This window comes from Paraburkholderia sp. RL18-101-BIB-B, assembly GCF_046026985.1.
Lineage (GTDB): Bacteria > Pseudomonadota > Gammaproteobacteria > Burkholderiales > Burkholderiaceae > Paraburkholderia.
Window position 1 is genome coordinate 1 of sequence record NZ_JARESV010000074.1, and the last position, 19004, is coordinate 19004.

15 protein-coding genes are annotated in these 19004 nt (G+C 57.6%); 8 read left to right on the forward strand and 7 right to left on the reverse strand.

Annotated features, from left to right (window positions below; all coding sequences use genetic code 11):
- The 6 genes from P0D73_RS43020 to P0D73_RS43045 form a co-directional block, all read left to right on the forward strand.
- Window positions 1-613, forward strand: a 613-nt coding sequence (locus tag P0D73_RS43020; protein WP_408435878.1) for a sugar phosphate nucleotidyltransferase, incomplete at its 5' end; no start/stop codon positions are given.
- A gap of 487 nt (window positions 614-1100) precedes the next feature.
- Window positions 1101-2591 (forward strand): lipopolysaccharide biosynthesis protein, encoded by a 1491-nt coding sequence (locus tag P0D73_RS43025; protein WP_342960092.1) that lies wholly within the window; start codon window positions 1101-1103, stop codon window positions 2589-2591.
- Between the two features lie 9 nt (window positions 2592-2600).
- Window positions 2601-3602, forward strand: a complete 1002-nt coding sequence (locus P0D73_RS43030) for a glycosyltransferase family 2 protein (RefSeq protein ID WP_408179396.1) — start codon at window positions 2601-2603, stop codon at window positions 3600-3602.
- A 158-nt stretch (window positions 3603-3760) separates the two neighbouring features.
- On the forward strand, window positions 3761-4249 hold the full coding sequence (locus tag P0D73_RS43035) for an acyltransferase (protein ID WP_408435880.1): 489 nt from the start codon (window positions 3761-3763) through the stop codon (window positions 4247-4249).
- Window positions 4246-5400: an NAD-dependent epimerase/dehydratase family protein gene (locus tag P0D73_RS43040; protein WP_408435882.1), complete on the forward strand. Its 1155-nt coding sequence runs from the start codon at window positions 4246-4248 to the stop codon at window positions 5398-5400. Before P0D73_RS43035 ends, P0D73_RS43040 begins: the two co-directional genes overlap by 4 nt.
- 75 nt (window positions 5401-5475) lie before the next feature.
- Window positions 5476-6384 (forward strand): glycosyltransferase family 2 protein, encoded by a 909-nt coding sequence (locus P0D73_RS43045; RefSeq protein ID WP_408435884.1) that lies wholly within the window; start codon window positions 5476-5478, stop codon window positions 6382-6384.
- A 242-nt stretch (window positions 6385-6626) separates the two neighbouring features.
- Here P0D73_RS43045 and rffA read toward each other — a convergent pair whose 3' ends face one another.
- Both rffA and P0D73_RS43055 read right to left on the reverse strand, forming a co-directional pair.
- Complete coding sequence (rffA, locus tag P0D73_RS43050; protein ID WP_408283089.1) at window positions 6627-7799, reverse strand: dTDP-4-amino-4,6-dideoxygalactose transaminase; 1173 nt, start codon at window positions 7797-7799, stop codon at window positions 6627-6629.
- Between the two features lie 1324 nt (window positions 7800-9123).
- Window positions 9124-9378 (reverse strand): hypothetical protein, encoded by a 255-nt coding sequence (locus P0D73_RS43055; protein WP_408283085.1) that lies wholly within the window; start codon window positions 9376-9378, stop codon window positions 9124-9126.
- A gap of 21 nt (window positions 9379-9399) precedes the next feature.
- On the opposite strand from P0D73_RS43055, the gene P0D73_RS43060 reads away from it, so the two are divergent.
- Entirely contained in the window at window positions 9400-10548 is a 1149-nt protein-coding gene (locus P0D73_RS43060; RefSeq protein ID WP_408283081.1) for a glycosyltransferase family 9 protein, read from the forward strand.
- Entirely contained in the window at window positions 10511-11572 is a 1062-nt protein-coding gene (rfaE1, locus tag P0D73_RS43065; RefSeq protein ID WP_116142685.1) for a D-glycero-beta-D-manno-heptose-7-phosphate kinase, read from the forward strand. Before P0D73_RS43060 ends, rfaE1 begins: the two co-directional genes overlap by 38 nt.
- A gap of 165 nt (window positions 11573-11737) precedes the next feature.
- Here rfaE1 and P0D73_RS43070 read toward each other — a convergent pair whose 3' ends face one another.
- The 5 genes from P0D73_RS43070 to P0D73_RS43090 form a co-directional block, all read right to left on the reverse strand.
- Window positions 11738-12871 carry an AGE family epimerase/isomerase gene (locus P0D73_RS43070; protein WP_408283077.1) on the reverse strand — a complete coding sequence of 378 codons (1134 nt, stop codon included), beginning with the start codon at window positions 12869-12871 and terminating at the stop codon, window positions 11738-11740.
- A gap of 110 nt (window positions 12872-12981) precedes the next feature.
- A complete protein-coding gene (locus P0D73_RS43075; RefSeq protein WP_408283074.1) occupies window positions 12982-14217 on the reverse strand; it encodes a glycosyltransferase family 4 protein in 1236 nt (411 codons plus the stop codon).
- Between the two features lie 309 nt (window positions 14218-14526).
- A complete protein-coding gene (locus P0D73_RS43080; RefSeq protein ID WP_408179455.1) occupies window positions 14527-15390 on the reverse strand; it encodes a sugar transferase in 864 nt (287 codons plus the stop codon).
- A 907-nt stretch (window positions 15391-16297) separates the two neighbouring features.
- Window positions 16298-17032: an ABC transporter ATP-binding protein gene (locus tag P0D73_RS43085; protein WP_408179405.1), complete on the reverse strand. Its 735-nt coding sequence runs from the start codon at window positions 17030-17032 to the stop codon at window positions 16298-16300.
- 29 nt (window positions 17033-17061) lie between these two features.
- Complete coding sequence (locus P0D73_RS43090; protein ID WP_408283071.1) at window positions 17062-19002, reverse strand: branched-chain amino acid ABC transporter ATP-binding protein/permease; 1941 nt, start codon at window positions 19000-19002, stop codon at window positions 17062-17064.
- Window positions 19003-19004: the final 2 nt, after the last annotated feature.

The following is a 19004-nucleotide window of genomic DNA, read 5'->3' on the forward strand; positions in this document are numbered from 1 at the left end:
TGGCCGGGATTTTGTGGGCAACGATCCGTCGGCGCTGATTCTCGGCGACAACATTTTCTATGGTCACGATCTCGCCGCGCAGCTCGAGCGCGCAAATGCGCGTGACAGCGGCGCGACCGTGTTCGCGTATCACGTGCATGACCCGGAACGTTACGGCGTAGTCGAGTTCGATAAGAGTTTTCACGCGCTCTCCATCGAGGAGAAGCCCGAAAAGCCGCGTTCGAACTATGCGGTCACAGGCCTCTATTTCTACGATAACCAGGTCTGCCACATCGCTGCGGACATCAGACCGTCGTCGCGTGGCGAACTCGAGATCACCGACGTCAACTCGTGCTATCTGCGGCGCAATGCGCTCGAAGTGGAAATCATGGGCCGTGGCTACGCGTGGCTCGACACAGGCACGCATGATTCACTGATCCAGGCGGCTACGTTTATCGAAACGCTGCAAAAGCGTCAGGGTTTGGTAGTGGCGTGTCCGGAAGAGATTGCATTTCGCCGACATTGGATCGACGAGGAGAAATTGCTCCAACTCGCCAAACCGCTCGCCAAGAATGCGTATGGCCAGTATCTGCTTAATCTTCCGAAGGATCAGGTGGCGTGGCCAAGCCGTTGACCCCGTCATGTTCGAATGGAGCGAAGCTGCTTCCGACTTCCATGCGATAGCTCATCCGCAACTTGCTGAACGTGCGCCGCCGCACATTTAAATTGAAGCTGCACAGGTACGCTTCAAGGCGTAGACCGCAGTGATGCGCATCGTAAGTTGGCTTGCGCATAAGTGTTCATATGCGCGTCTGTTCACGCAGTCGAGGGGCTTTGCCGATAGTCACAATACGCCCTGAGCCCGCATCAAATACTTTCGTAATACATCAAGTTTCACAAGTAGTCATTTTTCCCTATCGTCGAAACGCGTTGTGGTCAGCGCGAATTGTCATTCCGGCATCGACCGGCCGGAATGGAGGTGACATCTTTCGGTCGTTTGGCAGATCAAGCGCTCGCCCTAAGACACGTTCGCGATGAGTTGATATTAACGATGTCAATTCAGAATTCGCGGCGACTCTGGCGGTACCTTCAGCCCTTACCTAATTTACTGGCAGACCGCGATGTTGAGACGAACCCTGCTCGCAAATTTCGTTGGACAGATGGTGACCGCGTTGCTCGGCATCGTCATGGTCCCAATATACGTGCGTCATCTCGGGGTCGAAGCTTATGGGCTGATTGCGATAAACGCGGTGGTTCTCGCATGGGTACTCGTTCTGGACTTCGGTCTTTCGCCCACGTTGTGCCGGGAGCTCGGCAGCCTCCGGGCCGGTACTGGTTCGAAAGCTGAAGTCGGGTTGTTGCTGGAATCACTGGAAAAGCTGATTCTCGGCACCAGCGCCATCCTGTTCGTCTTGTCGATCTTCATCGCGCCTTATTTCGCCGAACGATGGTTGAACGCGTCCACACTGCCTCCGAGCGTGATTCGTACGGCATTTGTGCTGATGATGCTGACTGCTATCGGGCGGTGGCTCGGTGCGCTATACCGTGGGGGTGTGGTCGGCATCGATCGACAGGTTGCACTCAACGGAATTGTCATCACCTTTGCCGTGATACGCACGGTGCTCGTTGTGCCGATCATCATGATCTGGCCGCGTATCGAGTTCTTCTTTGTTTGGCAACTTTTGGCGATTGTCGTAGAAGCGGCCGCGATGCGGACACTGCTCGGCCGTACGATCGACATACCGTTTCTGTCGACGCGTTTTTCATGGAAGGTACTGTCGTCCCGCGCGAAGCTGTCGCTGTCGATTGCATTGGCGACGGTGATCTGGGCCTGCACCACACAGATCGACAAGATCGCCCTTTCGAAAATTTTGCCGCTGGCGGATTTTGCGGTGTTCAGCCTGGCGACTCTGTTGGCGAGCGGAATCTTGTTGTTGGCCAACCCGATTCAACAGGCGTTCATTCCACGGCTGACTACAGAAAGCTTCGGCGGCGGGGAACGAATTCGCCAGATGTATGCACTGGCCACTGAACTGACGTCATTGGCGGTGATCCCGGTTGCGGCAGTGTTCATCTGTGCGCCCGAGGCCGTGCTTCGATTCTGGTCCGCAAGCGCACCGTTGAGTCCCGACGCATTGCGAACGATGCAATGCTATGCGGCAGGAAACGCATTTTCAGCGATCGCTTCGCTGGCGTTTATCGTGCAGTACGCGAAAGGGGACCTGTCGCTGCATCTGAAAGGCAATATCGGCTTTCTTGTCCTCTATGCGCCCGCGGTCCTATTTGGCGGCATTCATCTCGGTGCGGTCGGCGCTGCCTATGCGTGGGCGGGAATGAACTTTCTGCTCCTGTTCGGCTGGGTTGCGATCGTACATCGAAAGTTTATCCCCGGTATCAACGCCAGTTGGTATCGCGGCCTCGCTGCGCGTATCGCTGCGCTCACCCCCGTCGGACTGTTGTTGAGTTTCGCGGATCTCACAAGCTGTTCGCGTATTGGTCTGTTCTTTGTTCTATCAGGAGCGTGGCTCGCTATGGCCGCATTGACCATCGCGGTCTCGCCGATTATTCAACGAAAGGCTCGCCACCTGGCCGGGCGGCTGGTCCTCAACTGAGACAACAGCATGGATACTAACCTTTACCCTCCGGTCCAGGAGCAAGCCACGCCCGTACTATCGGTCATCGTGCTCTGCTACCGGCAAGGCGAGTATGTCGGTCCGTGCCTCCAAAGCGTACTCGACCAGAAGCTCGATGTGCCATTCGAGGTGATCGTGGGCGATGATAATTCGCCAGACAACTCCCTCGACGTCATCGAGTCGTTTCGATCGCGCTATCCGGATGTGATCAAGGTCATTTCGCACGACGCCAACGTCGGCTTCGCGGCGAACTTCGCCGATACCGTCGCGATGGCGAAGGGCGAATACATCGCCAACATCGACGGCGACGATGTCATGCTTCCTGGCAAGCTGCAGCGCCAACTCGATTTCTTAAGAGAGCATCCTGAATGCGGTCTCGTGGTCCATAGGATGCGCACGGTGGACCAGGATACGTTGGAGTCTGTGCCGTATCCACTACCCCAAAATAAGCCCGCAACGTTCGATGCCGAATTCCTCATCAAGAACGGACCGTACTTTTTTCATAGCTCGGAGATGTATCGGGCCCATCTGCGTCATCGCAGCCCCGTTGACGTAGGTCTGAAATCAGTCTGTGATGTGGCACACCTGCTCCAGGTGGTGTTCGGCTGGCAAGGCTGCTACCTGGACGAAGAGTGGGGCCTTTACCGTGTCAACCGGACCGGCATGACCTCGACACGAATCAACAATCCCGAGCGTCATAGGGAATACATGGCCGACATGATCCAGACCTGCCAGATTGCGGCCGATCTCGGCATGGCGAGCGACACAGTCAACCGGGGGCGCGCAAAGTTCTATCTGACCTCGGCCATCTTCTATCTGGAGCATGGACACGAGGATAACTTCGAGGACTGCATCGAGTCGAGCTGGCGCGCGGCAAGAATCAGCACGAAACAGCTGGTTTTGTACTCGACGCGCCGGTGGCCACGTCTGTCACGCGCTGTCTATACGCGGCTCAAGCAAGTGACCGGACGACAACGGGCCCACGCATGAGTACCACCGTACAGGAGAACGAGCGTCCTGCCACTAAAAGATTGAGGCTTCTCGATCGGTGTAACCGCGCGCTTCTCGCTTGGTACCGACTCAAGACACGCCTGTGGTACGCGCATGTGTTCAAGTCGGTCGGCGCGAAAACGACGATCTTTCGTCCCATGCTACTCGTCAACGTGCATTACGCGTCGATTGGCGAGCGTGTACTGATTCGGCCCGGTGCGCGCATCGAACTTGTCGTGACGGATTCGGCTGCGCCGCCGCGGCTCACGATCGGAAGCCGGGTCAATATCGAGCAGAACGTTCACATCGTATGCGGCTCTTCAATCGAGATCGGCGACGGCGCGACCATTACCGGCAACGTTGCCATTGTCGATGTCGAGCATCCGTATGAGAACGTCAACGACACCACCCGCATTGGCGAGCGTATTCGCACGCGAGGTAACTATGTGGTGATCGGGCAGGGCGCTTTTATTGGATTTAGCGCAGTCATTCTGCCCAACGTGAAAATTGGCCGCCACGTCGTGGTCGGCGCGCATTCGGTAGTGACCCGCGACGTTCCCGACTATTGCGTGGTCGCAGGTAATCCGGCGCAAATCATCAAGCGCTACAACTTCGAAACCAGATGTTGGGAGAGGGAGAAACAATGAAAGTCCTGATTACGGGTGGCGCCGGCTTTATCGGCTCGAGTCTGGCGCGCAAGCTCTGCGCCAACAATGCGGAAGTCACGGTCCTCGATAGCCTCTCCCCGCAGATTCACGGAGAGAATCCCAGCGTCACGTCTGCGATCTTCGCATCGTTGCCGGAAAGCGTGCACTTCGTGAAGGGGTCGGTGACTGATCGAGCCATGCTCGAACGTGTCATGCAGGGGCAGGACGCGATCGTTCATCTTGCGGCCGAGACGGGTACGGGCCAATCGATGTACGAGGTCGATCGCTATGTCGACGTGAACGTGCATGGAACAGCGCTGATTCTCGACATACTGGTGAAAAATAGCCGCAATTCCGTGCGCAAAGTGGTCGTTGCTTCGTCTCGCGCGATTTACGGCGAAGGCAAGTATCGTTCCCCGGCCGCCGGCATTCTGTATCCTGGTCCGCGGAAGGAAAAGGACATGCTTGAGGGCCAGTTCGAGCATCTCTGCCCGGTAAGCGGCGAAGCGATGGAATGCGTGCCCACCGACGAGGAATCGAAAATCCATCCGACCTCGCTTTATGGCATTACCAAGCAGACTCAGGAACAGATGGTGATGACGACTTGCCGTTCTATCGGCATCGATGCATCGGCGTTGCGTTATCAGAATGTCTACGGCCCGGGGCAGTCGTTATCGAACCCTTACACGGGCATTCTCTCGATCTTTTCGACGCGCATAAAAAACGGCAATCCGATCAATATTTTCGAAGATGGTCTGGAAAGCCGTGACTTCGTCTACATCGATGACGTGGTGGATGCGACCTACGCAGCGCTCACGAACGCGAACGCGGCGGACAACGTGTTCGGCATCGGTTCGGGCGTGCGCACTTCGGTCATGGACGTCGCCAAGACTTTGTGCGAGGTGTATGCCAGCGATGTCAGCGTCACCGTGACGGGCGCATTCCGCCTGGGCGATGTACGCCATGTCTACGCCGATTTGACCAAGGCAAGGGACATGCTCGGATTCGAGCCCAAGGTGTCGTTCAGCGAAGGCATCGCACGGTTTGCCCGGTGGGTCGACCAGCAGGAGGTGATGGCCGATACCTACGAGAAGAGCATCGCCGAGATGCGGGAGAAGGGTCTATACAAGGGCTGTGAACGCGCCGCATGACACATCGGTGACGCCCTCACGCTATGACGGAGGCGCAGCGACGGCCGCCTCCGCAACTCATTTGAAGGACGCGATATGTCAACGAGATATGATTCGCCGCTGATCGGGATTGTCACCGTGCTGTATCGCTCCGATTCCGTGCTTCCTGATTTTTTCAAGAGTCTCGCGGCCCAGCGCGATGCGAACTTCAAGCTGTACGTGATCGACAACAGCGAGAAGGATACGGGGTGTGCGATATCGCGCGAGCTTGCGGCTCTCAACAATATTCACGCGGATATCGTGTTCAATAACGACAATGTCGGCGTCGCTCGCGGCAACAATCAGGGTATAGAGATGGCGCTTGCAGACGGATGCGAATACGTTCTGCTGGCCAATAACGACACCGACTTCCCGGATCCCGACGTGATCGCGGGACTTGTGCGGCACACCGAGGAGGCGGGTGCGTTGGCCTCGGTGCCCAAGATCACCTATCACGGCACCAATCGGATATGGTGTGCGGGCGGAAGATTCTCGCCCCTTACCGCCACCACGCCGCACGTGGGCGATCGGAAGGAAGATCGCGGGCAGTTCGACGAAGAAATGTTTACAGAATACGCGCCGACCTGCTTTATGTTGCTGCACAAAAGCATCTTTCAGACAGTCGGAATGATGGACGAAAAGTACTTCGTCTATTACGACGACAGCGACTTCGTCTGGCGCATGAAGAGTGCCAGTATCGGCCTGCTATACGTGCCGACATCGAGTGTCGGTCACAAGGTGGCGGTGTCTACCGGCGGCAATGAAAGTCCCTTCAGCCTGTTCTATACGGCGCGCAATCGCGTTTATTTCAGCCGCAAGCACCTCGCACCTGCACACCGTGCAATTGCGATTGCCTATGCCGTCGTCACGTTGACGGTTAAATGCGTGAAGTTTTCGCCGGCGGCCAGATCGAGCGTGTTCAAAGGACTTAGAGCCGGCTTCTCATTGTCAGTCGCCGATCATTGACTGAAAGACTGCGTGGCAGCGCTTCGTTACTCCGGCGTGCTGCCAATTTCCCGGCGCGCACCCGGGCACAAGCGATGGCGACGAAAGTCTACGGCGCGAGATAAGAGAACTCCGGGACGGAGGTCGGCAACATCATCACCCCCCCGCACCTTCCGGTGCGTGAGCACATCCGGGCCGCTGCCGACGACCTCTCGTCAACGCCCGGATGCGATTCGCACATGCGTGTTTAGCATGGCTCAGCCCTATTTCACCAGCGCGCTAAAAATATCGACCACGCGCATTTGTTGCGTTTCGGTCAAGCCGGCCCAGAGGGGAAGCCGAATCAGGCGTTTTGACTGGTCGATGGTAACGTCCAATGGGCCGCCAGCTTTGCCGTACCGTTGCCCGGCAGGCGATGAATGAAGCGGAACATAATGAAATACCGAACCTATTTCCTGCCTTCTATATTCATCGAGTAGACGCTGGCGCACATGTTCGTCTTCAACCAGAACGTAATACATATGTCCATTGTGCTGGCACTCTTTCGGCACGATCGGACGACGGAGCGCGCCTCGGCGCTCGAACGGCTCGAGAAGCGCATGATATCGCTCCCAGTGCGCGAGGCGCGCCTGAGTAATCTTTTCAGCACTTTCCAGTTGAGCCCATAGATAGGCAGCGATCAACTCACTTGGTAAGAATGAAGAGCCGACTTCCTGCCAGGTGTATTTGTCGACTTCTCCGCGGAGATAGCGGCTTCGATCAGTGCCTTTCTCACGGATTATTTCCGCGCGCCTCGTGAGGGCGGGATCGTTCACGAGCAACGCGCCACCTTCGCCTGAGATGATATTTTTTGTTTCGTGAAAACTGTAGGCTCCGAGGTGGCCAATGGAGCCGAGGCCACGGCCCTTATAGGTTGCCATGACCGCCTGCGCCGCGTCTTCGACGACTTTGAGTCCATGGCGTTGAGCGATGGATACGATCGTGTCCATTTCGCAAGCCACGCCGGCGTAATGCACCGGGACGATCGCTCGAGTTCGTGGCGTGATCGCCGCTTCGATCAATCGCTCGTCGAGATTCATAGTGTCTTCGCGGACATCCACGAAGACAGGCACGCCACCGCGCAGGACGAATGCGTTCGCCGTCGAGACGAACGTGTACGACGGCATGATGATTTCGTCGCCGGGTTGGATGTCCAGCAACAGGACTGCCATCTCAAGCGCGGCTGTGCAGGAGTGAGTCAGCAATGCCTTGCCGGCACCGCTTCTTTCCTGCAGCCACTCGTTGCAACGTCCTGTGAAGGAGCCGTCGCCAGCGAGCTTTTTACTGAAGTGAGCTTCTGCGACGTACTTCAGTTCATTACCCGTCATAGCGGGCGTATTGAAGGGAATACGATTCTCGTTTACCTCGATTCCAATTTGCGGCGTAGATCGGCTCATGAATAGTTCACCCCAACATGATCGAGAATCAATAGTTCTCGCTGCGACACATATTTGGATCTCGAAGCTGCCCGGCTTCAAGGCCCCGCGTTCCGGCGAACTCGCCAGGTGTTTCAATAAGCAAGTTGCGTGAAGTCCCTTGCTGTGGATCTCAACTGGAGATTGTTCTGTAGCGTGACACTTCGTCTGTCTAACAGATGGTGCGTGTGGACTGCGCGGCCTGCTTGTAGATCAGGCAAGGCGGAGCGTCGACTGGTACGAGATCGAACTGCTCGGTCAGTTGAGCCGCGACCTTCTTGAAGTCGTGCATGACCAAAAGCTCTGACGGCCGGATAGGCGCCGCAAGAAAATAGGAGAGGCTGCGAACGTCGCAAAGGCGATAAATGCCAGCAGTGTCCAGACAGGGTCTCGCAATAGATGAAGCATGTCGCGCAACGAAAAGTTACCCGCTTCGTTGTCTGCGCGAGACGATCCAAAACTGAGAATATGCGTGTTCAAAGGCGCCATCTCCAAGATGCGGGTAGCAAGCTTCTCGATGGAGCGACAAGCTTCGCCGCGTCCATCGCGACTTGCGCAAATGTGATAGGAATACCTCCTTTGCCACGTCGGAGTCTGTGGTTTAGCGCACGTTGCGCGGCGCCGAATCAGTTTAGGTAGGTGGATAGCCGACAGGCGGGCAAAACTATTTGTTTCGCAAATAGTGGTGTGGCAGGATTGATTACAGTTGCATTAATAGGCGGTATGAAGTTTCGCCCGATAGGAACCACGAAAGCCTGCATAAATTACTGAAGTGGCAATATCCCAACCAGGCGGCGCCCCTGCACGATGCCGGGTTCAATTCGTGTCGCCATGCCTGAATCCTCGTGAGGCGGTGTCGTAGTGATCCGCATAAGCGCGGAGAAACAGATAGGTAGCTTCGCGCAGACCAAGTGTCCTTCGCGGAATAATTCTGCGGACTGGATATAGAAGTAGTACTTAGTATATCGATCGACCTTCCTGTGCCGGTCGTTCTGCGGCAAAAGCTTTCCGCAATGGGTGCCCCACATGCACTCGGGCATTCGAACGTTCGGCGCCGCACAGACAGCGCGCGTTCCAGCACGGATCATGCAGTTGCATCATCGGCCATTGCAGACTTTCGGCGCTCGATGCCGCCGACTGTTGTGATCTTCTGCTTCGGAGTGTGAGCCCTCAAAGGTATCGTCGGACCCGGTGTATGGACTGACGCGGGGCGGTCGAATGGCAGCGGCGGTAAGCCGAGCACGGTGCCTGTCGAGAGTCACGACCAGCTAACGGGAATCCACCGTCAAGGCACAAATTGACGGGATCAGCGAACAACGGTACAGCGGCGACGTTGGGTAGCCTGGGTGACCTGATCCAGCGCGGTGCCTGTCAGATCATCCCTCCAGACGACCGAGGCGGAATTGGCGACATTGCTCGAACAGTACGACAACGTGAAGACCTGTGGTGACAAGCGCACGGGGGCATGCCAAGCCCATTCGCCCAGGCGCACGGTCGTCACGCCTATCGCACCCCGGCCGGCGAAGGTATGCAGCCGCTCGGGTTCTAGCTCGACGTTCAACTCGATGTTGCTGGACCTGAAATGAAAAATGAGCGCGGACAGAACCTTCTCAAGCGCGTCGACCTTATTGTCGGTGGCGCTTTCTTGTACATATTAGGGGCGCTTCGCAAAAAACGACGCCTGCCGGTTGAGTGCACGACAGCAGGCATTTTTGCCTTCGCTGCAATTGGCGACTCGATCTTGTCGTCGATAATTATTTCTGAGTTGAGGAAAGTCAAAAAGATTTCCAGAATAGTGATATTTGCATCACGAAGCAACGCGCGTATCTATGATCTGTTCGACGGGTTCGACGAAGTTGTCGTAGTCCCTTTGACCAGCCCGTTGAACGCGCTCAAGGAAATAAAGAAATACGAGGTCGATGTCTTAATCGACACTTCGCAATGGCCAAGGATTTCGGCCATATTGGCAGCTTTCACGAAGACGAAGTTTACGATTGGTTTTAAGACCAGGAATCAATTCCGCCATTATGCTTATGATGCCAGCGTTGAGCATTGCGAAGGCCTTCATGAGCTGGATAATTTCAGAAGGCTATTGCGCCCCCTAGGCATCGAGTCGACGGAACATCCGAAAATCACCAAGGCTATTCGTCCTTCCAGTTTGCCGTTCGTCATTGACGATAAATATGTTGTTTTTCACCCGTGGGCCTCTGGAACAAATTTCGCCATGCGCGAATGGCCCATGGAGTGCTGGCGCGATCTTGCGCATGTATTGATTGATAACGGGCACGCCATTGTCATCACGGGCGGTCCTGAAGATGCCACACGGGCTCAACAATTGGTTGAGCTGATCGGCAGCCAGAAGGTCGTAAGCGTGGCAGCCAAGGTGAGTCTGACTGAAGTGGTCGGAATAGTAAGGCGGGCGGAATGCATAGTTTGTGTGAACACCGGAATCATGCATTTGTCCGCAATGCTGGATACGCCGATGATTAGTCTGCATGGTCCTACCAATCCGTTTCGATGGGGCCCTGTCGGCAAAGAGCGTGGAGTCCTTGCTGTGTCTAAGCGAGAAGGCGGAATGTTCCTGAGCCTCGGATTTGAATATCCGAGAAATGCGAAGTACGTGATGGAAAAAATAAGCGTCGCTTCTGTCGCCGACGTTCTGAGTGAAGTTTATTCGATCAATTTAGGCCGCCATGACAAGAAACCCGCCGGTGAAGCTTTCGCCTCCTGATTTCGACTGCGCTCAATTAATGGTCGTAGGCGACGTCATGCTCGATTGGTATTGGCACGGTTCGACCTCGCGGATCTCGCCGGAGGCGCCCGTTCCCGTCGTCCATGTGCAAGCTGAAGAGACGCGTGTCGGTGGGGCGGGAAACGTCGCGCTGAACGCGGCAGCACTTGGAGCTCGTGTTCGCCTTCTCGGCTTGGCCGGGCAGGATGCGCACGCCGATCGGATCGAAGAGTTGCTGCGCGAAGGCGGGGTTGATTGCGTTCTCCAACGCGTCGCGGGCAGCAAGACGATCACCAAGCTTCGGATTCTTTCCCGCCATCAGCAGATGATCAGGGCGGACTTTGAGGACCATTTTCCCGAACGCAATGGAGATGAGCTGATTTTCAGCTTTGAGCGGCAGTTGCACGAAGTCGATGCGGTGGTCTTATCCGACTACGCGAAAGGGTCACTGCACGATTCGAAGAACCTCATCTCCGCCGCTCGCCGTGCAGGAAAACCCGTCATCGTCGATCCGAAAGGAACGGATTTCGAGCGTTATCGCGGCGCCACCGTCATTACGCCCAACCTGTCCGAATTCGAGGCTGTCGTTGGGCGGTGCGAGAGTGATGCCACGATCGAGCAGAAGGGTGCCGCCCTTTGCGATGCGTTTGAATTCGAAGCGGCGCTCGTCACACGCAGCGAGAAAGGCATGACGTTAATTTCTCGCGGCCACGCCCCTTTGCATTTGCCAACGCGCGCGCGCGAGGTGTTCGATGTGACGGGGGCCGGGGACACTGTCGTTGCCACGCTTAGTGCCGCGCTCGGCGCGGGCATGCCGCTGGACGAAGCAGTCGTGCTTTCCAATGTCGCGGCAGGCATCGTCGTGGCTAAATTGGGAACCGCGACGGTCCGTCGCCCCGAACTCCAGCAGGCACTGCAGCTTGACTTGCATTCCGCACGTCGAGGCAATATTCTCGCGCGAATTTCACTATTACCTTGGCGAGCGAAACCCCGCTCTGAAAAGCCGAGTAACGTGAGCACCTGACGCGCAGACGTGAGCGGAACGTCGAGAGCCGACACGGTGTGGACTCGTTGTGCCGGCTGGTGACCCGCTCCCGCTCGATGCCCACATCGATTGGCATGCCGAAATGAACGAGTTCAGTCCCGCGAACCGGACGATTGCGCGGACCTTGTCCTTCTCAGGCTGCAATCACGCCGCAGCAATGCTGCGAGCGTCGCGAACTTCAGCCGGTAGCGCCGCGTAAGCGGTGGCGAGATGATAAGGCGTAGTCGACGGCATGTCGGCGCGCGACACGTCACCCGCGGCCGTCTTGCATTCGAACCAGCCTTGCGCGTGCAGAAACCGCTCGCGGAAGCGCTCGATCTGCCCGGGCAACACCGCACGCGCCGCGTCATCGTTGCGGGTGGCGAGTGCGCGCAGATATTCGCTTTGCGCCCAGATCCGCTGCGTGGCGTCCTTTACTCGACCGGCGTCATCGAGCGACGCGCACACGCCGCCCGTGACCGGATCCACGCCATGTTGCTGCGCAAACTCAAACGCGCGCGAGAGCGAGTCGTCGAGCCCCGATCCGCCCAATAGCGTGCCCGCTTGCCTGATCAGCCAGAACCATTCGAACTGATGGCCGGGCTCCAGACGGTTGTCGTCGACACCCAACGGCAGTTCCGCGATGCAGCCGGTCGGCGCATGCACGAAGGTGCGTTCGATGGCGCCAGCCAGCTTGCGCAACGCAGAATCGAACGCAGTGTCTTGGGTCACTTCGCGCGCGGCGAGCCAGGCTTCGGTGAGATGCATCAACGGGTTTTGCACCGGCGTACCGGTCACCGTCGATAATTCCGCATCGAGCGCCGCGTTGAACAATCCGTGCTGCGCGGCGAAACGCGTTTCGATTAGCGCCGAGGTGCTATGGACGAGGTTGAGTGCATCGCGATTGCCGAAGCTTGCGGCATATTCAGCGCACGCGAAGACCAGGAACGCGTGCGTATAGAGATCTTTCGTCGTATCGAGCGGCGCACCTTGTGCATCAACGCTGTAGAACCAGCCGCCGCGCTGCTTGTCCTGAAAGTAGTGCAGCAGGGCTTCGAACAGCACATGGGCATGGGCTGCTTCGCCGGCTTGCGAGAAGACGAACAACTGCCGCGCGCACGCCATCGCGCGATAGCGTTCAACCGGCATCGGAACGTGGCCCGCGTCGGCGCTGACGGCCTCGTAAGGCAGATGCATCGCGGTATTGAAGCCGGGCCCGCGCCAGATCGGCAGGACGACGCGTGCGAAGTGATCTCGTAGCGTGGCGGCAAGATCGATCGTGGAGGCGGGCGTATTCATGCTGCGAAGCTCCTTCGAATAGGTCGTAAAAAAGGTCTTGCCGCAGTGAGGCGCGACGAGCTTGCAGATGCTTGGACCGGCGCATCCTGATAGGTGTTGCGCGATCCGCGCTAAACGCGCGAAGGCGCGGATCGCGCGTGAACCGGGCGAGCCACTCCGCCCGCGAGCTCACGCTCGAGAACGTCGAGCAATTGATGTGCAGACCACTCCCACCGGAAGCCACGGGCATGCTCCCTTCCGCGTTCGCGCCAGGTTTCGCGCACCGCGGCGTCCTCCATCATCTGCGTCACTTTGTCGACGATGTCGTCGACCGAATGCGCGTCACAGTACATCGCTGCATTGCCGCATACCTCTGGAAGCGACGCTTCACGTGACACGATGACAGGACATCCACAAGACATCGCTTCAAGCGGCGGCAATCCGAAGCCCTCATATAAGGACGGAAACAGAAAGCAGCCTGCGTTTTCGTACAGCGCTCTCAATTCGCCGTCCGATACGAATCCTGCGGGGATGATGTTTTTCGATAAGTCGTACCCTACCTTCGCCTGTGAATTGAAGACCCGCAAATCGCATCCGCCAACGACAACAAACTTCAAGTCATGGCGGTCACTCAGGCGCTCCATCGCGGCAACTATGCGTGGAAGGTTCTTTCCTACTGAGAGATTTCCGACAGCGAGCACGTAGCCATCGTTCTGCAGGTTCAACCGCGACAGAATCGCCGTGTCCGGTGTGATTTTTTCAAAGTGGTCCACGCCATTCAGGACCACCGAAATGCGTGACGCGTCGATGCCAAGGCGCTCCATGATTCGTGTCTTCGAGAATTCCGACACCGTCACGATGTGACTAGCGTTGCGCTTCAGCAGAGAAAACGCAACGCGATACCAGAGCCTGTACTTCCACGAGTAATTTTCCGGCAGATCGTAGATCGCAACGTCGTGCATCATCACGACCTGCCGACGAGCGAATAAGGGGCCCATATTGCAAAGGCTGAGAAGCGTTCGGCCGCCAATCGCGAATGGCAGTGCCAGTTGCTCCCACAGAGAACCCTTCAACCACCGGCCGATCATTTTTGCTTTCGGCAAGACAACGTCAGTTCGTGCGTTCGAGGGAATCAACAAGGGCAGGTCGGCTTCTTCAGGAAACAGACGCTGGAACGCCATCGCCAGTTCATAACCGACACGTTGCACTCCTGTTATGCGTTGAGATGCAAACTTGCCATTGATTGCAAACCCAGCAGACGGACCCCGCCAATGAGAGTCTCGCGCCGAGCTAGCGTCGGCTGGCAACGCAGTCTGAACGGGGGCCTCTTCCCGGTGCACGTTGGACCGCTCCGCTAACTGTTTCATCAGATATCGCTCCGGTATGCCAGTCGATGTAAGCATCGAGAAGGCGCTGTCAGCCAGCACAAACGTTCACCGCTCGGCCTTCATATGAAATTGCCGCGACAGAACGTTCGAGGGGAGAGAGAAGGTAAGTTGTCGGGTGTTTCGCTACGCCGTGAGAATTCAACGCAGTCTTCGTGACTTTCACTGGCGAGACGATTCGAGATCATGCACGCCACGGAGAGCGTGCCTGTAGAAGCCGATTCGACGACGTGAACAATTTGCATGGGCACTCCATACGGATTACTTTGCTGTGCCGGGCGTACACGATGTTCAATACGCCCCGCTTCCGTCGAAGACCACTTTGAATGTTCTCAGCAGAATGCTGATGTCGAGCAGGGTCGAGCGTTCCTTCACGTACGAGACGTCCAGTGCGACTCTCGTTGCGTAGTCAACGTTATTTCGTCCGCTGACTTGCCACAATCCTGTCACGCCGGGCCTGACCGACAGGTAATAGTGGGCGTCGGAGCCATAGCGTTCCAGTTCCTTGGTGATGATGGGGCGAGGACCGACGAGACTCATGTCGCCCCGAAGGACATTCCAGAGTTGAGGCAGTTCATCCAGGCTCGACTTGCGCAGAAACCGGCCGACGGTGGTGATGCGTACATCGTTCTTCAGTTTGAAATCGCGATTCCATTCCTCGCGCGCATTGGCGTCGGTGGCAAGGAGCTCGGCAAGAACGACGTCGGCCTTCGGCACCATGGAGCGGAATTTCAGACAGCGAAACGATCGTCCGCCTCTTCCAACGCGCGGATGGCCAAAGAAAGCCGACCCGCCGTCGCTCAGCACGACGCAAGCTATGACGAGAAAAATCGGTAGCAGCACAAGGAGCAAGGCGGATGCGCCGAGAATGTCGAAAGTGCGTTTCGTGAAGTCACCTTTTCTCGACGGGATGTCAGAGTCATTAGCCGCCGACAACGTACGGCGAGCCACGGGGCCTGCAGCGGTATCCGCGGACACGTCCGCAGAAAGGGACTCGTCGGCGCGGTTCAATTCCGAGGTGCTATCCACATGTGAAGCTGAAAAGCCGCGGCCGCCCAATTCAGGATGATCGGCGTGTGAACGACTTTCGTAGCGGGCATCGAAAGGATTGACGTCCTTTGACACTGATTCCGATACCTTGCCGACTAAAGCCATTGCTGCCCCCGGTGCGAAGTTCGTTGACGAGTACATCAGTGTTTCGGCATTGCAGGTCGTGCCGGTTATTTCGGCGGACAACGCGAGATAGGAAAATAGGGATATAGCAATCTTTAATTGCTATAAAAAGTACTTCGGATAATTAAGAAGAAAAGCTCAAGAAAAATTAATAAAAAAACTTCTCCTACGAAGCAGGGGCGCACGCTAGAGGCATGCGAAGCATCGCATTCCCCGGCAACATAAATCCTAATTATTTCAGTAGAAAGTATAGCTTGGCAATTCGGCGTCCGTTTGCGGACAAGTCGTAAAATGCCGATGTCTTGGCCGACTCAGAAAGATATGCCAATCAGTGTCGCGATACATTTGACGGCCACCGTTGGCACTGCGAAAATGTTGATCGTTATCAAAATTCCAATTGTCGCAGCCGAAGCCGGATGCGATAGGTAAACCGGTTTCACGTGGCAGGCCGCCTCTGGCCATTCCCGCATTGACCCACGATGGCGATCAATTCAATAAATACGCGCCCGCTCCGTGTTTGGTCGAGCATGTGTAGACGTAGAGTATCTGTACGAATGCCGCTACTCCGTTCGGTACAGCACACAAAGCTCGGTTAGGGCATGCGTCAATCGCCGCGTCCATGTGTATGATGAAAGCGGCTCGCCGCGCAGACGCCGGGCTCCGACGAGATGAGTGTGGATGGCCGTCGCAACGTATTGCGCGTTCGTGTTCCGGATTCCAGCCACGCCTATGGCGAGAATTCCGTTGCCTTAAGTGTGCTGGCTAGGCCCCCAGAAGAGTGTTCGATCTCGCACGGAATATGCTAGATCTTTCATCTGGCTTGTCGAGTTGAAAGAGAAGGTTGCGCGCGCAACCTGCACGGTTCGTGCCACGAACTAGCCGATGCACCTCAGTGAGTGGCCCCCAGGTAGGCCGCCTTCACCGAGGGATCGTTGCGCAACTCCGCCGCGGGCCCATGCGCCGCGATCTTGCCGTTCTCAAGCACATAGCCATAATCGGCCACATTGAGCGCCGCGGCGGCGAACTGCTCGACCAGTAACATGGTGACGCCCTGACTCTTCAGATTCCCGATGATGCGAAACACCTCTTCGACCAGAATGGGCGCGAGTCCCATCGACGGTTCGTCGAGCAAGACCAACTCCGGGTTCATCATGATCGCGCGCGCCATGGCCAGCATCTGTTGCTCACCGCCGGAAAGCGTGCCGGCCAGTTGGTGACGCCGCTCCTTGAGCCGCGGAAACATCTCGATCGCGCGCTCCAGATCGGCCTTCACGTCGCCGCGCGGCCGCGCCGATGTCAGGCGCGGAAACGCGCCGAGCATCAGGTTGTCGGTCACGCTCATGGTCGCGAACACGCGCCGGCCTTCCGGCGAATGCGCGAGCCCGAGCCGTGCGATGCGATGTGACTCCAACGCGTCGATGCGCTTCGCGTTCGCGCCGATGCCCATCGTAATCTCGCCGGCACTCGGCCGGATCATGCCGGAGATCGCCCGCATCGTCGTCGTTTTGCCCGCGCCGTTCGAGCCGATCAGCGTGACAACCGACGCCTTCGGCACATCGATCGAAATGCCGTGCAGCACTTTGACCTTGCCGTAGCCCGCATGCAGATTTCTGATCGATAACATGTCTGTTCCTGTAGGCGCGTTGAGTCGGTTCACGCCGCTTGGCCGGCAGGCTGGCCGCCGAGATAAGCTTCGATGACTTTATCGTTGGACTGAATATCGGCAGGCTTGCCTTCGGCGATTTTCTGCCCGAAATCCAGCACCGAAACTCGATCGCAGACGCTCATCACCACGTCCATGTGGTGCTCGATCAGCACGACAGTAATGCCGTGATCGCGCACTTTGCGAATGATCGCGACCAGTTCCTTGATATCCGGCGCAGTGAGTCCCGCGGCGGGTTCGTCGAGGAGCAGCAGTTGCGGATCGAGCGCGAGCGCCCGCGCGATTTCGAGCAGCCGCTGTTTGCCGTACGGCAGGTTGCGTGCTTCTTCGGCGGCGACATTGTCCAGACCGACGAAGCGCAGCATGCCGAACGCACGCTCGCGGGCGGCGCGTTCCTCGCGTCGATAGCGCGACGACATTAGCCCGACATCCGCGAGATTGGCGTTGAACGTGTGATGCAGGCCGACCAGCACATTCTCGAGCGCGGTCATCTCGCCGAACAACTGCACGTTCTGGAACGTGCGCGCGATACCGGACAGCGCAATCTGCGCGGAGGTCTTGCCCGCGAGCGACGCGCCGCGATAGTCGAGCGTGCCGGCGGTCGGCACATAGATACCGGTCAGTACGTTCATCATCGTGCTTTTGCCCGATCCGTTCGGGCCGATCAGGCCGTGAATCGTGCCACGCCGCACGGTCAGATCGACGTTGTTGAGCGCCTTCAGTCCGCTGAACTGCATCAGGATGCCGCGCAATTGCAGAATGTCTTCCGTACCGCTCGCCTGCACCGCCTGAATCGCATCGCCACCGATCGTGGCCGGTTTCGTGGTGTCGACAGTAACCGTGCGGACGCGGCCATGCATCACGATCTTGCGCACGAAACCGACCACGCCGTCCTGCAAGTAATACACCACCAGCAGAATCATCAGCCCGAAGATCGTCAACCGCCAGTCGGCAAGCGTGTCGATCCGGTAGGAAAACGCGGCGAGACCCACCGTGCCCAAAACCGGAATCGCGACCTTGCGCGGCGTGGACACCTTGCGCGCCAGCGCGACACCCGCGCCGATCACGACGACCGCTGCCAGCACCGAGGCGACGGTGCGGAACATGTCGATGTCGTCGAGCAGTTTGGGCAGCAGCACGATGATCGCCGAGCCGAGCAGCGCGCCGGTGCGGGTCTTGCGGCCGCCCATGATGATCGCAAGCAGGAACAGGATGGTGAGTTCGAAGTTATACGTATTCGGCGAGATGTACTGCTCCGAATACGAATAGAGGCAGCCCGCCAGGCCGGCGAACCCCGCGCTGATCACGAACGCGTAGACCTTGTAGCGGTACACCGAGACACCCATGCAGTCCGACGCGATCGGACTGTCGCGCAGCGCCTCGAACGCGCGGCCCAGATGCGATCTGAGCACGCGGTGCACGACGATCAGCGAGGCGACCAGCAGTGCCGCGACGAGCCAGTAGTACTCGACCTCGTTCATCGGCCGGCCGCCGATCGAAGGTTTCGGGATCTTCACGCCCATCGGTCCGTTGGTCAGAAAATCCATCTCGTTGATGAGAATCTGGAGGATCGTGCCGAACGCCAGCGTCACCATCGCGAGGTAGGGACCGGACACGCGCAAGGCCGGCAGCGCGAGAATCGCGCCGAAGCCCGCGGTGATGAGAATCGCCAGCGGCGCGGTGACGATGAACGGCATGCCGAGCTTGAAGAACAACACACCGGCCGTGTAAGCGCCCACGCCGAACAACCCGGCATGCCCGAGCGACACTTGCCCCGTATAGCCGACCACGATGTCGAGACCGAAGAGCAGGATCGCGTAGATCATGATCGTCTCGAGCAGGTGGATGTAGTACGGGTTCCCCGACAGCACCGGAAACACCGCGAGCGCGATCAGCGCCAGTGCGGACACAATGAGTTTCTTCGGATTCACGG

What these genes read in the sequence shown, in the direction of transcription:
- P0D73_RS43025 (WP_342960092.1), top strand. Translation starts at nt 1,101, where the DNA reads ATGTTGAGACGAACCCTGCTCGCAAATTTCGTTGGACAGATGGTGACC.
- P0D73_RS43030 (WP_408179396.1), top strand. Translation starts at nt 2,601, where the DNA reads ATGGATACTAACCTTTACCCTCCGGTCCAGGAGCAAGCCACGCCCGTA.
- P0D73_RS43035 (WP_408435880.1), top strand. Translation starts at nt 3,761, where the DNA reads ATGCTACTCGTCAACGTGCATTACGCGTCGATTGGCGAGCGTGTACTG.
- P0D73_RS43040 (WP_408435882.1), top strand. Translation starts at nt 4,246, where the DNA reads ATGAAAGTCCTGATTACGGGTGGCGCCGGCTTTATCGGCTCGAGTCTG.
- P0D73_RS43045 (WP_408435884.1), top strand. Translation starts at nt 5,476, where the DNA reads ATGTCAACGAGATATGATTCGCCGCTGATCGGGATTGTCACCGTGCTG.
- rffA (WP_408283089.1), bottom strand. Translation starts at nt 7,799, where the DNA reads ATGAGCCGATCTACGCCGCAAATTGGAATCGAGGTAAACGAGAATCGT.
- P0D73_RS43060 (WP_408283081.1), top strand. Translation starts at nt 9,400, where the DNA reads ATGAAAAATGAGCGCGGACAGAACCTTCTCAAGCGCGTCGACCTTATT.
- rfaE1 (WP_116142685.1), top strand. Translation starts at nt 10,511, where the DNA reads ATGACAAGAAACCCGCCGGTGAAGCTTTCGCCTCCTGATTTCGACTGC.
- P0D73_RS43070 (WP_408283077.1), bottom strand. Translation starts at nt 12,871, where the DNA reads ATGAATACGCCCGCCTCCACGATCGATCTTGCCGCCACGCTACGAGAT.
- P0D73_RS43075 (WP_408283074.1), bottom strand. Translation starts at nt 14,217, where the DNA reads ATGAAACAGTTAGCGGAGCGGTCCAACGTGCACCGGGAAGAGGCCCCC.
- P0D73_RS43080 (WP_408179455.1), bottom strand. Translation starts at nt 15,390, where the DNA reads ATGGCTTTAGTCGGCAAGGTATCGGAATCAGTGTCAAAGGACGTCAAT.
- P0D73_RS43085 (WP_408179405.1), bottom strand. Translation starts at nt 17,032, where the DNA reads ATGTTATCGATCAGAAATCTGCATGCGGGCTACGGCAAGGTCAAAGTG.